Below are 15,366 nucleotides of genomic sequence, written 5' to 3' on the forward strand. Positions count from 1 at the left end.
CAGGCTAATTCCGCGGCGCATTCTCGAGGACGATTCCAGAAGGAACTCCCGGGTCAGATGGCCAGTAGTATTCGTCATCGGCGAAGGTAATTGTTGTGCGCTCACCATCGTTGTGCAGAGCGGGATTAATCACGGCTGTCTTAATCTCGCGCGTATCCGGCCCGCCTTGCCCAGATAGCTTCGCCGTTACCTCGGTCGGTTGATCCAAAACCAAGATGGCATAGGGGCCTTTATCCTGCGCACCAGGATTTGGGTCCTGTCGCTGCTCATAGGCAAGAACCTCCGCTCTGGTCTGAAACACTTTCACGGTTCCCGTGAGCGAATTGGCTCCAGACGTTGTCGCCGAAGAATCCGAGTCCGAAGTCCCGGACGCTCGCGAATGAGACCCCGAATCAGACCCAGACCCCGAGGCCTGCTGCCCCGACGTCGGATTCGGGCCACCATCGTCCCCAACACTGCCGCCAGCACCGTTGTCATCAGCAGCCACGGCATTGCTTTCGCTTGACGACGACACACTGCCCTCGGCAACCCCCGCACCACTATTTCGATCCCTGGAGACCTGGAGGGAAAGGAACAGCGCCAACCCCAGGACAATTAGGACCAACAACACCAATATGGCGATGAGCTGTTTGCGCGTCTTGTCACCTGGGTTAGACGTGGGCGAAGGCATAGTCATGACCGTAAAGCTACTCGCCTTGGAAGAACTTTTCCCAGTTGTCTTCGCTGGTCAAAGATGGCACGGCAGCACGCCACTGCTTCGCCAGGTCGTCCCACTTGGAGGACAGTTCGCGCATGAGGCTGATGGTCTCGGCACGCATGGACTTTTCCTTATCCAGGTCGCGGACCAGGTGACGCACACCGTTCTGGGAAGCATCGGTGACCCAGACATCGTCGAAGGTGGAAATGTGCCACCAGAAGGCGTCCTCGAAGGCCACAGCCACCGGACCCGGGCGCTTCTTGCCCATCTGGGTGTACGCAAGCCGCTTTGCCATCGTCTTGTTTTCGCTGGAGATTTCGTGTGACGGTGGGCGAACCGGAGTCAGACCACCCGGCATCTCGTGCATCGGCAGCAGCTCGGTCTCCGGGAAGTTCTTTCGACCAGCAGAAATGCGTGCGAAGTCGCCCTGCGATGCGTTCTTCAGCACCTCCGGGCCACGCAGCAGGTCACGAACAGCTTCCATCTGCGTCCAGGCCAGGCCGTAGCGCATAGAGACCAGGTTCGAGAGGATTCGTCGTGAAGCGACGTTGACCATGTCCTTCGCGGTGACGTCGCCGTGCATGGTGGCGGCGATGAGGGAGTTGCGCAGGCCGAAGTACTGGGCGGCGTTTTCGATGTCCTTCCAATAGAAATCGGCGTGCCAGACGGCTGCGCCCGGAATGGTGTCGGTCGGGTAACCGGCCTTGGCAGCACGGAAACCGTAGTCGATGTCGTCGTACTGGAAGAACAGCGGCAGCGCCAGGCCAATCTTTTTAATGACCTCGGACGGCACCAGGCAGGTCCACCAGGCGTTGTAGTCAACACCCAGGCGACGCAGCTGGTGGTACTTGCGCACGTCCACGTCGGCGTAACCGAACTTGGGGTCGTTCTCCTCGACGGTCAGCGCCTTCCAGTTGTAGGTCTCGCCGGTGCGGAAGAGACTGGTCGGGTTGAACAGGAAGAGCATCTGCGCGCCGAGCAGCATCGGCTTTTCCGCGCACACGGCCAGAGCGGATAGGCGCAGGGTGGTTTCGGGTTCGGGCCGGATGTCGTCGTCGGTAAGCAGCACCATGCAGTCGCCCGCAGCGGTGGCATCGCGCATGCCGCGGGAGAAACCGCCGGCGCCGCCGAGGTTCGGCTGGTGGACGACGTTCAGGCGCTCGCCGAGGATCTCCTTGGCCCAGATGAAGTCAGCTTCGTCGGCTGGGTGCTGTTCGCCCTGGTCAACGACACGGATGGTGCGAACGCGCTCAAGGGCTGGCAGGTCCTCAGCCAGCGTGGCGACGGTTCGAGCACAGTCAACCGGTCGGTTGTAAGAACAAATGACCAGGTCAGTCGGAATATCACGCTTGATAGCCGACTTGGGCACAACATAGCGGACATCGGAAATCTTTGCGCCTGCGTCCTCGGTGTCGAAGCGCAGGTGAATGGCACCGCCATCGGCGAAGCGGTCCAGCGGGACGGTCAGGCGCACCTCTTCATTGGCAGAACCCGACATCGGCGAGTGTTCACCGGTCCAGTTGCCGTCGGCATCCGAGCCGCCCGCTGCCCAGGAGTCCTCCAAGCGGAGGTGGCCCCCAATATCCTCGGTGTAGGCCAGCACACGCGCGGAACCGACCACGCGCGCGCGGATTTCGACCTGCTTAATTGAGGTCCAGCGCTGCCAGTAAGAGGCTCTGAAGCGACCGAAGTAGGTGTCAGTGTGCACTACGGTGTGGCGACCGAGCGTGATCGAGTTACGGGTGGCCTGCACCGAGCTGTCGTAGGCGCCAACGCCTTCGACTCGGTAGTACAAATCCGGCTCCGCCCAGTCTGCGGGCGGAGCAAACAGCACGCGCTGAATAGTCAGCATGTCAACATCGGTTTCGGCGGTCAGCTGAGTGGATTCCTTATTAGAAGCAGTCGAAGTCACGTCCCCCAGCGTATCGCGCTATTTCACACGGAAGATGAATACACGCTGAATGATGAAGTTAATTACCGTCGCAACGCCCTGCGCGACAACGAATGCGCCGAACTGTGCCCACTGCGCGTTCCAGCCCCAGGATTCGACGAGCCAGGGCTGCAACACGTTGAAAATACCGACCTGCGTGGCGTAAGTGATCAGGTACAGCACCGCAACTGCCAGCACCTTCTTCGCCGAGGACTTCGCCTTGAAGGTCCAGCGGCTGTTAATGATGTACGCCGTAATCGTGCCGAAAACCCAGCCGACCGTCTTGCCCCAGAAGTTGGTCGCCCCGAAGACGTTGAGCATGATGAACGTCAGGCCGAAGTCCACCACCGCCGCGATGACGCCGGAGATGATAAAGCGCATCATCTGCACTTTCAGTCCGTGCTCGTCCTTGGTCTCCGTCGCCATCGGCACTGCGGCCGAGTCCTCTACGACAAAGCCATTTTCGTGGGAGCCGTTTCCGAGCTTGCCGTTTTCACGGTTCGTGTTTTCATTTGCTGTTTCATTCGCTGACACGCCTAGAAATTCTAGGCCACCGGCCAGCTAACAAACAGCCAGCGCGAACATGAAGAGGCAATAAAGAGGAGAAACGAACTAACGCCGCAGCGCCTCACGCAGCAGATCCAGCCGCTCCACTGGCGAGAGCGCATCCTCCCCAGCTAGGCCCAACGCACTCATCTCCGCCCAGCTAGCCGCCGCCAATTCCTCCACATCCTCGCCGGATAGCGGGATGCCCTCGTCGCTCTCCCAACCGAGGCGCTCCATGACATGCGCCGCCACATCATGCCGCAGCTCATCCGAGGTCAGCGCCGCCAAACACAGCAGCTCCACCAACGCCGCATCGTGCCCGGCTGGGTCTTTCTCGGCGTCCTCTATAGGCAATGCACGCAATCGCTTGACGACGCTCTCCCCCGCCTCCCCGGTCAATTCCAGCGCGGTTGATTCCGACCTCTGCAGGTCCAGAGCCTGTAACAGGGGCACGAATTCAAACACCCCCGACCTCTCGATGATGTCCACGACATCGGCACGAGCGGTGGCCAACGTATTTTGAATAGAGTCCCGTCCGGTCAATTCCCTATTGATTGCGGCAATATCTACCGGCTCCTCCGCGTCCACATCCCCCAGTGCGCGGATAGCACCCGAGCCACCGATGCACAGGGCATCCGGTGTGGCCTCATCGCGGGCAAAAGCTTCTCTGACCTGCAAGGTATGTTCCCACAGGCCCCACTGCCAGATAAGGGTATCGCCGGGACTTTGCAGCACCTCGGCAACTGTGGTGGATAAGGGAACATCGACGACTTCGCCCGCTGCGGGTCTGCCGCCAGTCACCAGCTGCGCCACAGACTCCACCGCAGAGCCGGGCAAATGGAACTTCGTCGGCACGCTTTCGTCGCCCCACCCAAAGATGACCGCTAACACGCGGGACAGGCTTCGCAGATCCATCTGGTCATTGACCCCGAAGACGCGGTGGGCACTGCACGGTTCTTCCTCTAAAGAGGCACCGATAATGAGCGTGGCCGGTTCCGTGGCCACGCGAACGCCTGGGAAGGCGACTACGTTATCGGTCTGTGCTGCCATACTTCACAGCGTACGCAGGAAAAACAAGGTGGCCTGGATAGCAAAAACTCGCTACAATGCGCGCGTTTTTACCAGCGGAATCTGGCGCGGCTCCGCGCCCCACGGCTCTGCCAAGTACTTGCGACGCAGGCGCTGCGACTCCACAGCCATCCACTGCGCCACCAGCTCTTCTACCCCGCGGGCAAGCCCCAGCACCGGTCCTGCGACTTTTTCGCCAACATGCGGAAAATCAATGACCTCCACGTCGTTGACCTTGGGAAACCGCGGCTCCGTCAGATTTCCCTTGCCGGGCTTGGCCTTCTCTTCCTTCGCGGCGGCGCGCAGCTGTCCGATGTGGTCACGAATACCGGCCACCGATGCTGGCAGGTCCACCACCGTGGCCCCCGCCTGCTCAATCGCCTGCGATAGCAGGTCCGCCCCCTCAGCCCCCTCAGCACTCTCAGCTGAAGCGTCACCGTCACCATCGCCCGCGGTCACAGTTGCAACAAAGCAACCGGTGAGCAGATTGGTGGCGGTCTCCAGGGCTCCGTCGTCAAGCGGATCCACCAGCCATGCACCCGACAACCTCTCGCCTGCAAAGGACGGCGAGAGCTCCACATGCCAAATGACAACGGGCGATGTGGAACTACATACGGCAAGGGTCTGCGGAGTAGCAGCGGGCGTGGACGTCATGAGGTTGATGGTATCGCGAGTGACGGATTCGAAGCGGGGTAGCCTGTATCGCATGTTCGACTTTTTTAAGAAGAAGCCGCGCGAAACCATCAACATGGCCGCCGAGTACACCAATACCCCGCTGTCGAACCAGATGGTCATGCTGTTCGCCGAGGAACTGCCCATCCTCGACAGCACAGAGCGCGCACAGGTCTACCGCGCACTCGAGGCCTACGACGGCCCGCAGATCACCTCGCAGGAAATGCTGCCGGAAGAGATCCGAAAAATTATGGATCTATAGCCCCTCCGTACATTTCGCTCGCTTTCCGACGGCCCGTGCGCGGCCTCAAGCGTGACCAACACCTCGGAGCGTCACGGGCGACGGAGCCGGTGCAAGGGGGTAGCCTAGCCTTGATGTCCACTAACACTAACGGCAAGTCCAGCACCGATGCTTCGAACGGTGCCTACGGAGCCGTACACACAGAAGCCAGGACCCTAACCGGTTGGGGTCGTACTGCCCCCGCTAAGTCCCAGGTGCTGTCGACGCCGGACTTGGATGAAATCGTTAACGCCGTCAAGGCTGTCGCAGACCAGAACTCCGACAAGCCTGCCCACCTGCGCCGCGGTGTGATTGCCCGCGGTATGGGCCGCTCCTACGGCGACCCCGCCCAGAACTCGGGCGGTCTTGTCATCGACATGCAGAAGCTCAACAAGATTCACTCCATTGATCAGGAGTCGGCGATTGTTGATGTCGACGGCGGTGTCACGCTGGATCAGCTGATGAAGGCTGCACTGCCCTACGGCCTGTGGGTACCGGTACTGCCGGGTACTCGCCAGGTGACCATCGGTGGTGCCATTGGTCCGGATATTCACGGTAAGAACCACCACTCCGCAGGTTCTTTCGGCAACCATGTGCTGTCGATGGAGCTGCTGGTCGCTGACGGCCGCATCCTGCACCTCGAGCCGGAGGGCTCCGCAGATGATCCGGACGGCAAGCTGTTCTGGGCAACTGTCGGCGGCATGGGCCTGACCGGCATTATTGTCCGCGCTCGGATCAAGATGACCAAGACCGAGACGGCCTACTTCATCGCCGATGGCGACATGACCCACACTCTGGACGAGACCATCGAGTTCCACTCCGATGGCTCCGAGGAGAACTTCACTTACTCCTCCGCGTGGTTCGATGCCATCTCGCCGGAGCCGAAGCTGGGACGCGCCGCAATCTCCCGCGGTTCGCTGGCAACCCTGGCTCAGCTGGAGGAATACGCCCCGAAGCTGGCCAAGGACCCGCTGAAGTTCAACGCTCCGCAGCTGGTGACCGTGCCGGATATCTTCCCGTCCTTCACCATGAACAAGCTGACCATGATCAGCATTGGTGAGCTGTGGTGGCTGAAGTCCGGTACCTACCGGAACCAGGTGCAGAACCTCACGCAGTTCTACCAGCCACTGGATCTCATCGGTGAGTGGAACCGCGGCTATGGCTCCAAGGGCTTCCTGCAGTACCAGTTCGTTGTTCCGCGCGAGGCCGTCGAGCCGTTCAAGGAGATTGTCCGCGATATCCAGCGCTCCGGCCACTACTCGGCACTGAATGTGTTCAAGCTGTTCGGCGAGGGTAACCGCGCTCCGCTGTCTTACCCGATGCCGGGTTGGAACGTCTGCGTGGACTTCCCAATCAAGCCGGGTCTCGGCCAGTTCCTGGACGACCTCGACCGTCGCGTCATGGAGTTCGGTGGCCGCCTCTACCTGGCCAAGGAGTCGCGCACTTCCGCCGCTAACTTCCACCAGATGTACCCCGAGATGCAGAGCTGGCTGGACACCCGCAATGAGATCGACCCGCACGGTGTCTTCGCCTCTGACATGTCTCATCGCCTGGAACTGCACTAAGACAACCGAGAGGATTTGAGCCCCAATGATTAATGCTGTAGGCGCTGCCCAGTCCATCCTGCTGCTCGGCGGCACCAGTGAAATCGGTCTGGCGATCACCGCCGAGTTCCTGAAGAAGGGCCCGGCCAAGGTCATCCTGGCTTCCCTGCCAAACGATCCGCTGCGCGAGGCCTCCGCTGAGAAGATGAAGGCCGCCGGCGCTTCCGAGGTGGTCACCCTCGACTTCGACGCAACGGACTTCGACTCCCACCCGGAGGTCGTCGATAAGGCATTTGCCGACGGCGACGTGGACATCTGCATCGTCGCGTTCGGCATGCTTGGCGACGCCGAGGAGCTCTGGCAGAACCAGCGCAAGGCTGTCCTGGCTGCGAACATCAACTACACCGGCGCGGTGTCGATGGGTGTTCTGGTTGGTCAGAAGTTCAAGGCACAGGGTCATGGCCAGTTCATTGCCATGTCCTCCGTTGCTGGTGAGCGCGTGCGTCGCTCCAACTTTGTCTACGGTTCCACCAAGGCCGGTCTGGATGGTTTCTACCTGAACCTGGGTGAGGCCCTGGAGGAGTACGGTGTCAAGACCCTGGTTATCCGCCCTGGTCAGGTCCGTACCCGTATGTCCGCTGACGTGGACGAGGCTCCGTTGACCGTGAACAAGGAAGATGTCGCCAAGCTCGCAGTGAAATCCGTCGAGGCCGGTAAGACCCTGGTCTGGGCTCCGCCGGCATTCCAGCTAGTGATGATGGTGCTGAAGCACATCCCGCGCCCGATCTTCAAGAAGCTGCCGATTTAAAAGTGGGGTTCGAGGGACTCGATAGAACTCGGCAGGGCTTGACGGGCTGACGTACCCACCTTTAGCTCCGCCGTTCGTCGGAGTCCGGTTCCTGTGCAAAACTTGAGGGCATGGTAGACAAGCAGGCCGAAACCTCGAGCGCTGACACCACGGGTGCCGACAACACTAGCGCCAACACAACGGGCGAACGATCCTATAGTGAGCTGGTTGACGAAGATCGCTACGAGATCTTCAATGATGACCAGCTCTCCCTCAAGGCTGCCCTCCTCTACCTGGTCGCAGCGCTTGTGGGCGGTTCGGTTATCGCTCTAGCGTCCTGGTTTGTGTTCCACCGCCTGTCACTGCCGGCCTTTGGCGGCTCGCAGCTGACCAGAGCGGTCGCAACAGCGCTGATTGTCATCACGCTGACGCTCACCACCGTCCTGCTGTATTTCTTCGCCACCAAGGGCAAAGACAATCGCCCCAGGTGGCTAACGTGGTTGACGTACCTGATGGCTTACATGTCACCGGCCATTCTGGTGGTCTCTGCCGTCGGCCTGCCGCTGGGCTCGACCAAGCTGTGGTTAGACGGTCTGTCTGTCGACCAGGAGTTCCGCACTGAATACCTCACCAGGATGGCCGCGGAGCCTGGCCTGCATGACATGTCGTACATCGACATCCCGTCTTTCTACCCCGCTGGTTGGTTCTTCCTGGGCGGACGCCTGGCCAATATCCTGGGCATTGCCGGCTGGGAGGTCTTCCAGCCCTGGGCGTTGATGACACTCGCCGCTGCTGGCTGTGTTTTGGTTCCGGTGTGGCAACGCCTGAGTGGCTCCCTGCCAGTAGCCACTGGCATTGCGCTGACAACCACGGCCGTCGCCCTGGCCACTGTCGCCGATGAGCCCTACGCCGCAGTCGTTGCTATGGGTCTTCCGGCGATGACCGTGATGGCCTGGCGCGGTCTCACCGGCGCTTGGTCCGCCATGTTTGGCGTGCTCGTCTTCCTGGGTATTTCTGCGACTTTCTACACTCTTTACACTGCCGTAGGCGCGCTTATTGTGGTCGTGTTGGCCGTGATCGCGTGGACGTCGTCAAGCTCGTGGATGCCTGTAGTGCGCCTGATCATAATGGGCGTGGGATCGATGCTGATTGCGGCGACGGTGTGGGGTCCGTACATGCTGGCGGTTGCGGCGGGGGCACCGCGCTCGGGCGCGACAGCGACGCATTACCTGCCGCCAGAGGGCGCGCAGCTGCCTTTGCCGATGCTCGCTGCCAGCGTGATCGGTGTGCTGTGTTTCATCGGTGTCGTGCGCATGCTGGTCAGCGCCACAGAACCGGATGCGCGCGCGCTCGGCCTGGGCACGCTGGTGCTCTACGGCTGGGTAGTGGCCTCGATGGTGGCGACACTGCTCGGACGCACGCTGCTGGGATTTCGCCTCACCGCACCGATTACGTTCATGTTGATCGCGGCTGGTGTGGTCGCGCTTGCCGACGCCCGTCTCAACGGCATCGAGAAGTACTGGCCGCAGACGGCACCAGCTCACATTGCCAAGCGTGTTTCCGCGGTAATGGCGGCAGTCTTGTTGCTGGCGGGCATTGGCTACGCACAGTCGATTCCGAATAAGTTGCATGGCTCCATCGACTTGGCGCATACCGACACCGACGGTAACGGCGAGCGCGCGGACCGATTCCCACCGAATGCCGGGGCGTGGTACTCAGCGGTGGACCAAACGCTGAAGGAGGCTGGGCTCGATCCGGCCCAGACAGTGGTGCTGACGGATGAGAAGAATTTCCAGGCACTCTATCCCTGGTACGGATTCCAGGCACTGACCAGCCACTACGCTAACCCTCTGGGTGAGTTTGACCGCCGTAATCAGGCGTTGGAGGAATGGTCGGAGATTCGCGACCCCGATGAGCTCGTGCAGGCAATGGACGAAACGCCGTGGCGCGGACCAGATGCCATTGTGCTGCGGGGCGAGGTTGAGACGCCTGATGGCGAGGATGCCGCTCCGCTGACGTTGGACATCGCGGATGATATCTATCCGAACAATCCGAATGTGGTCTTCCGAAGCCTGAATTTTGCCCGCTCTGCATTTGAGAAGCACTGGGAGCTAAACCAGGTCGGCCCGTTTGTAGTGGCGGTTCGCAAATAGGTATTGGCAAGTCGATATTGAGCGGCTATCCCCTGCCGCAAACGTGATTCCTGTTACTAATGTGGAAACTGTGATGTAACTTTCGCGTTGCAAACTCAAAGAAAAAGGCCAATTACCGTAGTATCTTTCCTTGTGACTGCCGAAACTAAAGAAATCAAAGAAAGTGTCGACGGTTCACCCGAAGTGACCATCGACCGCGTGGAGAGACCGCCTATGGACGGCCCCTCTCCTACGACACTGACTCGTTGGACAGCGATTATCGCTGGAATCGTCGGTTTCATTTGCTTTGTCATCACACCGTTCCTCCCGGTCGTGAATACTCAGTCCTCCGTGTCTTGGCCTCAGCGCGACACACTGAACTCAGTGGATGCGCCACTCATGGCGCAGGCACCGTTGGACCTGAGCGTCGATTTGCCTCTGTCGCTGACGGATGAACTTTCCGACAAGCGGACAACCCTATTGTCGACTATCCCGCCGACCGCGGATAAGCCGACCAAACGGGGCTTGATGGTGCGTTCGGGCAAGGACGGCCTCGACGTCATTCTGCGCGATAGCGTGGTGATGAGCCTGGATAAGAAGGAGCTTGCCAGCAACAAGAGCAAGATCCTGGAGATCCGCTCAAACGAGCATGAGACCACCGTCAACATCGACGGTGGTAAGAATGCCGATGGCGAGAAGCTCACCGCGGTCGTACACGGCGATTACCGTCCGCAGGTCACCGGTATCTACACTGACCTGCCCGCTGACGGCGACGCGGCCAAGGCCGTAGCCGATGGACTCGATGTCCACATGAACATCGACTCCCGCTACACCTCACACCCGACAGTGGTGAAGTACATCGTCATGTACTTGGGTCTGCTTCTGACGCTGGCTTCTCTGGTCGCGTTAGCTCGCATTGACCGTATCGACGGTTCCTCCTTCACTCCGCTGTTCAAGCGCGGTGCGTTGAAGCCGACTCCGCTGGACATCCTGGTTGGCACGATTTTGGTTGTTTGGCACTTCATCGGTGGCAACACTTCCGATGACGGTTACATCTTCACCATGGCGCGCGTCTCCGACGAGTCGGGCTACATGGCGAACTACTACCGTTGGTTCGGCGCTCCTGAGTCACCGTTCGGCAGCCCCTACTACGACCTGCTGTCGCTGATGGTGAAGGTGTCCACCTCATCTCTGTGGATGCGCCTGCCTGCGCTGCTGTCCGCACTGCTGGTGTGGTTCATTATCTCCCGCATGGTTATCCCGCGCCTCGGCGACCAGATTGCCCAGCGCCGGGTGGCCTACTGGTCTGCTGCCGGTGTGCTGCTGGCCTTCTGGCTGCCGTACAACAACGGACTGCGCCCGGAGCCGGTCATTGCTCTGGGTTCTTTGCTGACCTGGGTCTTCATCGAGCGCGCAATTCTGACTCGACGCCTACTGCCGGCTGCAGTTGCCGTGGTTATCGCCACGCTGGCCCTAGGCTCGGGCCCAACGGGCCTAATGGCAGTTGCTGCCCTGCTCGCAGGCATCCCGATGCTGGTGCGCATTGTCGTTGAGCGCCATAAGGCTCTCGGTGGTGGATGGCAGGCCCCACTGATGCAGATTGCACCATTCCTGGCCGCGGGCACCGCCATCTTGGTCGGTGTCTTCGGCGACCAGACTTTGGCCACGGTCCGCGAGTCCATTCGCGTCCGCAGCATCATCGGCCCGTCGGAGCCTTGGTACAACGAGTACGTCCGCTACTACTGGCTGGTGCTGCAGTCGGTCGACGGCGCCTTCCCACGTCGTTTCCCGGTTCTGATTGCACTGGCGTGCTTGAGCATCACGATTGCCGCGCTGCTTCGTCACCGCACCGTTCCGGGGGCTCTGGCCGGTCCGTCGGCACGCCTGGTGTTCATGTTCATCGGCACCATGTTCTTCCTGACCTTCACGCCGACAAAGTGGACGCACCACTTCGGCGTATACGCGGGCATCGCGGCTTCCCTGGCAGCACTTGCCGCCATGGCCATTAGCCATTGGGTAGCAGGTAACCCGCGCAACCAGCTGTTCTTTGCCGGTGGTTTCACCTTCATCCTCGCTTTCTCGCTGATGGGTATTAACGGCTGGTGGTATGTGTCGTCCTACGGTGTGCCGTGGTTCGACAAGACCATTCAGCTGCGCGGCCACCAGCTGGGTTCAGCAGTATTGGCTCTGGCCTTGCTACTGCTGCTGGCTGGTGCAGTAATGAACTTCGTCCAGGAGTTCCGTACCAAGTCGAAGTCGCAGGAAAAGTCGGCACGCGTGCGCCGCATCAATGCAGTTGCATCGTCCCCGATTGCGGTGACGACACTGTTGGTGACGATGTTCATGGTGGCTTCGCTGGGCAAGGGCGCAGTATCGCAGTACCCGGCCTACTCTGTCGCCGCGGGTAATATCCGCTCCTTGACTGGTCAGACATGTAATCTAGCGAGCGATGTGCTGATGGAAACCGATCCGAACGATGGCTTCCTAAATACCGTCGATGGCAAGCCGCTAGCGGAATCGCTGCGCGGTGGCGGCAAGAGCCGTGGCTTCGACCCGAACGGCGTCCCGTCAAACATGAAGGCCGAAGCTGTGGACACCAGCCAGAGCCAGGCAAGTACTGCCGACACTGATGATCAATCTTCTGATCCGGAAGCCACAGTTGAGGGCGGTTCCGCGTCGGGCACCGACGGCGGTAAGCGCGCCGACAAGGGTGTCAACGGCTCGCAGGTCGAGCTGCCATTTGGCTTGAATCCGGATAAGGTGCCGGTGCTTGGCTCCTACTCCGAGGACATTCAGCGTCCGGCAAGCCTGGAAACTTCCTGGTTCCAGCTGCCTGAGATTGACGAGGACCACCCGCTACTCGTCGTATCGGCGGCCGGCCGTATCTTCCACCACGACATCAACGGTGTGGCTCAGCCGGGTCGCAAGCTGGTGGCACAGTACGGTCGCAAGGGCGGCGACGAGGGCGGCTTCGAGGTCCTCTCCGAGTCGGAGCCGATTGATATCGGTCCTGCTCCGACCTGGCGTAACCTGCGCTTCCTGACCGAGGAGATCCCAGAGGGAGCCACCGCTGTGCGACTGGTCGCGGAGGACAATGATGTCTCCGAGGATCAGTGGCTGGCGCTGACCCCGCCTCGCCTGGCCGAACTGCAGTCGATGACTGATGTCATCTCACCGGAAACTGCGACTATCCCGGACTGGCCGGTTGCCTTCCAGTTCCCGTGCCAGCGTCCGTTCGACCACTACGCCGGTGTCGCGGAACTTCCGGAGTACCGCATCACTCCGGACCGTGGTCTGAAGGTCGTCGGCGCAGATGTCTGGCAGTCGGTCGATGGCGGTGGTCCGCTCGGATTCTCCGACGCTGTGAATGAGGCTACGTCTGTACCGACTTACCTCAAGAACGACTGGCGCCGCGACTGGGGTTCCGTCGAGAAGCTCTCGCCGCGTCCGAATAAGGACAAGGTCAAGCCGGATGTCGCCGAAATTGAGTATGAAGATATCACTCGCTCGGGTCTATACTCGCCCGGGAAGATGATTGTGAAGGATCCCTAGGCGAAAGAGCCTCGGCGCTTCCTTCACCTAAGGAGCCCGCGTGACTGCACAAACCCGTTCCATCGTTGTCGCCGCAATGGTTGTGACTGACCCGGTGGGGCGGGTTTTGTGCGTTCGTAAGCGGGGTACGGATACGTTCATGCTGCCCGGCGGCAAGTTCGAGCCGGGTGAGTCCGTCGATGCCCCGGAGGTCACCGCCGCTCGCGAGGTCTCCGAGGAACTCGGCGTGGACATCGACCTTTCGCTGTTGCGTCCGTGGAATATCGCCCGTGCAGCCGCCGCCAACGAGGCGGGCTTCGAGGTCGTCGGCCACCATGTGCGCTATGTCGGAGAGTTCACCGATGAACTGGCGAACGTTCAGCCCCATGCCGAGATTGAAGAGGTCCGCTGGCTCGACCCCTGGCTGCCGACCGGGAAAATCGCCCCTATGCTGGCCGAGACCACTCTGCCGAAGCTCCGTGAAGAGCTGCCGCAGCTTGCCGCTGGCCGTGAACAGCCACAGCGCGCACTGTCATCACTGACTGTTTTCTGCGGCTCCGGTTTCGGCAACGATCCCGCCTGGCGCGTCACCGCCGAACGCCTCGGCCAGACACTCGCGAAAAATCGAGTGGAGCTCGTCTACGGTGGCGCGGCGATTGGTCTTATGGGCACGGTTGCTAACGCAGCGCTTGACGACGGCGGCAGTGTCACCGGTGTCATCCCCGAGGTCCTGGTCAAGAAGGAAATCGCCCATCCGCGGCTGACTCACCTGGAAACTGTTGCGACTATGGCCGATCGAAAGTCGCGCATGTATGAGCTCGGCGATGCTTTTGTTGCGCTCCCCGGCGGTGCGGGCACACTGGAAGAGTTCTTCGAGGTGTGGACCCAGCAGCACCTGGGGATTCATGCCAAGCCGGTGGCGTTGCTGGGACCTTCGGGCTTCTGGGAGCCCCTGCTGGTGCTACTGCGCAATGTTGTGGATGCGGGCTTTGTGCGGCCGGAGCTTCTCGATGCGCTTATCGTCGTCGACGACGTCGACAAACTCCTGCCTGCGTTGATTGCGTGGCGTGCGGGGCGGACGAAGTTTTAGCCTGTTCCCAGCCCCCCACAACACATCACTAGTGAGCAGCAGCCAGCTGCTGCAGCTCGGCTTCGGTGCCGTTGAAGACATCCTCATCGACGATGGTCGGGATGCCATCGATGCGGCCGGTGGAGGAACGCTGCCAGAAGGTCATGCTCTCCCAACCGCCCGGCAGCGAGGTCGGAGCGCTGTCTTGGTAGGCGGCGAGCCACAACGGGTAGTCGGTGAAGTCGGTCGAGTTACCCATTGGGTTCTGCCAGAACCAACGGTAGGTGTAAATCATCGGGGTTTCGCCGGTCTTTTCCTCGACGCGCTCGAGGAAGTCCTTGGTCCACTTTTGCAGCTGGGTCGGGTTGAGGCCGTTGTCCAGCTCGATGTCCAGCACAGGTGGCAATGTCTTGTCCGTGGAGATTTGCTCATCGCGCTGCTGCAGTGCTTCCACATATTGATCGGCCTGCTCGGTTGCGGAGCGATCCGGATGCGCCTTGTGGTAGCTGCCCACGTACAGACCGGCCTTAGCTGCGGCGATGGAGTCCTCGAGGAAGTACTTCTGGTCGCCTTCGACACCATCAGTGGCCTTGATGAAAGCGAACTTCTGGCCGCTGGCTGCGACCTCGTCCCACTTCAGCGCGACACCACCTGGGCGCTGCCACTTGGAGACGTCCACACCAGTCGGCCCCATGTAGAAGCCGGTGCGCGCCGAGTTCGACGATGCGCTGGTGGCTGAACCGGTTGACGAACCGTTGGCATCAGAGCCCTGCGACTCCTGAACATCCGACGCAAGCGGCGCATCGGTGATGCTCGGTGATTCAGTCAAAAAGTCGAGCGACCCCTTGGAATCAGCAGCGGACGGGTTGGAGTGTGCAGATGCATCCTGGGGTTGCGCGTCAGCCGGTGCAATAACGCCCAAGGTCAGCGGCGCAACGGCCACGATACCCGCCAAAGTGGCGCGGCCCGGGCGTCGCTTCAGCACCGCGGTCGCGGAGAGTGGAAGAAAATTCATGGTTTGCACCTTACCCCTTAAATCACTTCAGCCCCATTCGTAAGCCTAAACTTATCTCACCCCTCCAGTCACAGACCCAATCCGCCCTTGCCCCT

12 protein-coding genes are annotated in these 15,366 nt (G+C 60.7%); 6 read left to right on the forward strand and 6 right to left on the reverse strand.

Going from position 1 to position 15,366, the window contains the following annotated elements; all coding sequences use genetic code 11:
• Positions 1–4: 4 nt before the first annotated feature.
• The 5 genes from HMPREF2860_RS07600 to HMPREF2860_RS07620 form a co-directional block, all read right to left on the reverse strand.
• Complete coding sequence (locus HMPREF2860_RS07600; protein WP_141737462.1) at positions 5–670, reverse strand: hypothetical protein; 666 nt, start codon at positions 668–670, stop codon at positions 5–7.
• 16 nt (positions 671–686) lie between these two features.
• Entirely contained in the window at positions 687–2,609 is a 1,923-nt protein-coding gene (locus HMPREF2860_RS07605) for a glycosyltransferase (RefSeq protein WP_070628738.1), read from the reverse strand.
• Between the two features lie 18 nt (positions 2,610–2,627).
• Positions 2,628–3,161: a GtrA family protein gene (locus HMPREF2860_RS07610; protein WP_038627272.1), complete on the reverse strand. Its 534-nt coding sequence runs from the start codon at positions 3,159–3,161 to the stop codon at positions 2,628–2,630.
• A 78-nt stretch (positions 3,162–3,239) separates the two neighbouring features.
• Entirely contained in the window at positions 3,240–4,223 is a 984-nt protein-coding gene (locus HMPREF2860_RS07615) for a plasmid pRiA4b ORF-3 family protein (RefSeq protein ID WP_038627270.1), read from the reverse strand.
• A gap of 51 nt (positions 4,224–4,274) precedes the next feature.
• The gene (locus tag HMPREF2860_RS07620) at positions 4,275–4,895 is read right to left on the reverse strand and encodes a hypothetical protein (protein ID WP_235191222.1); all 621 of its coding nucleotides are present in this window, start codon (positions 4,893–4,895) and stop codon (positions 4,275–4,277) included.
• A 52-nt stretch (positions 4,896–4,947) separates the two neighbouring features.
• Here HMPREF2860_RS07620 and HMPREF2860_RS07625 point away from each other — a divergent pair, with 52 nt between their 5' ends.
• From HMPREF2860_RS07625 to HMPREF2860_RS07650, 6 genes are all read left to right on the forward strand, one after another.
• The gene (locus HMPREF2860_RS07625) at positions 4,948–5,175 is read left to right on the forward strand and encodes a hypothetical protein (protein ID WP_038627265.1); all 228 of its coding nucleotides are present in this window, start codon (positions 4,948–4,950) and stop codon (positions 5,173–5,175) included.
• Positions 5,176–5,288: 113 nt separating this feature from the next.
• Positions 5,289–6,758 (forward strand): decaprenylphosphoryl-beta-D-ribose oxidase, encoded by a 1,470-nt coding sequence (locus HMPREF2860_RS07630; protein WP_070628739.1) that lies wholly within the window; start codon positions 5,289–5,291, stop codon positions 6,756–6,758.
• Between the two features lie 25 nt (positions 6,759–6,783).
• Complete coding sequence (locus HMPREF2860_RS07635; RefSeq protein WP_005510898.1) at positions 6,784–7,545, forward strand: decaprenylphospho-beta-D-erythro-pentofuranosid-2-ulose 2-reductase; 762 nt, start codon at positions 6,784–6,786, stop codon at positions 7,543–7,545.
• Between the two features lie 110 nt (positions 7,546–7,655).
• Positions 7,656–9,677: a galactan 5-O-arabinofuranosyltransferase gene (locus tag HMPREF2860_RS07640; protein ID WP_070559995.1), complete on the forward strand. Its 2,022-nt coding sequence runs from the start codon at positions 7,656–7,658 to the stop codon at positions 9,675–9,677.
• A 132-nt stretch (positions 9,678–9,809) separates the two neighbouring features.
• Positions 9,810–13,208 carry an arabinosyltransferase domain-containing protein gene (locus HMPREF2860_RS07645; RefSeq protein ID WP_070559993.1) on the forward strand — a complete coding sequence of 1,133 codons (3,399 nt, stop codon included), beginning with the start codon at positions 9,810–9,812 and terminating at the stop codon, positions 13,206–13,208.
• Between the two features lie 40 nt (positions 13,209–13,248).
• Positions 13,249–14,277 (forward strand): TIGR00730 family Rossman fold protein, encoded by a 1,029-nt coding sequence (locus tag HMPREF2860_RS07650; protein ID WP_070559991.1) that lies wholly within the window; start codon positions 13,249–13,251, stop codon positions 14,275–14,277.
• A 28-nt stretch (positions 14,278–14,305) separates the two neighbouring features.
• Here HMPREF2860_RS07650 and HMPREF2860_RS07655 read toward each other — a convergent pair whose 3' ends face one another.
• The gene (locus HMPREF2860_RS07655) at positions 14,306–15,271 is read right to left on the reverse strand and encodes a glycoside hydrolase family 25 protein (RefSeq protein ID WP_070559988.1); all 966 of its coding nucleotides are present in this window, start codon (positions 15,269–15,271) and stop codon (positions 14,306–14,308) included.
• Between the last annotated feature and the right edge of the window lie 95 nt (positions 15,272–15,366).

It is taken from the genome of Corynebacterium sp. HMSC064E10 (assembly GCF_001812505.1).
GTDB lineage: Bacteria > Actinomycetota > Actinomycetes > Mycobacteriales > Mycobacteriaceae > Corynebacterium > Corynebacterium amycolatum.

Bases quoted from the DNA above. Each gene is read 5' to 3' on its own strand.
- HMPREF2860_RS07600 (WP_141737462.1), bottom strand. From the start codon at position 670: ATGCCTTCGCCCACGTCTAACCCAGGTGACAAGACGCGCAAACAGCTC.
- HMPREF2860_RS07615 (WP_038627270.1), bottom strand. From the start codon at position 4,223: ATGGCAGCACAGACCGATAACGTAGTCGCCTTCCCAGGCGTTCGCGTG.
- HMPREF2860_RS07620 (WP_235191222.1), bottom strand. From the start codon at position 4,895: ATGACGTCCACGCCCGCTGCTACTCCGCAGACCCTTGCCGTATGTAGT.
- HMPREF2860_RS07625 (WP_038627265.1), top strand. From the start codon at position 4,948: ATGTTCGACTTTTTTAAGAAGAAGCCGCGCGAAACCATCAACATGGCC.
- HMPREF2860_RS07630 (WP_070628739.1), top strand. From the start codon at position 5,289: ATGTCCACTAACACTAACGGCAAGTCCAGCACCGATGCTTCGAACGGT.
- HMPREF2860_RS07635 (WP_005510898.1), top strand. From the start codon at position 6,784: ATGATTAATGCTGTAGGCGCTGCCCAGTCCATCCTGCTGCTCGGCGGC.
- HMPREF2860_RS07640 (WP_070559995.1), top strand. From the start codon at position 7,656: ATGGTAGACAAGCAGGCCGAAACCTCGAGCGCTGACACCACGGGTGCC.
- HMPREF2860_RS07655 (WP_070559988.1), bottom strand. From the start codon at position 15,271: ATGAATTTTCTTCCACTCTCCGCGACCGCGGTGCTGAAGCGACGCCCG.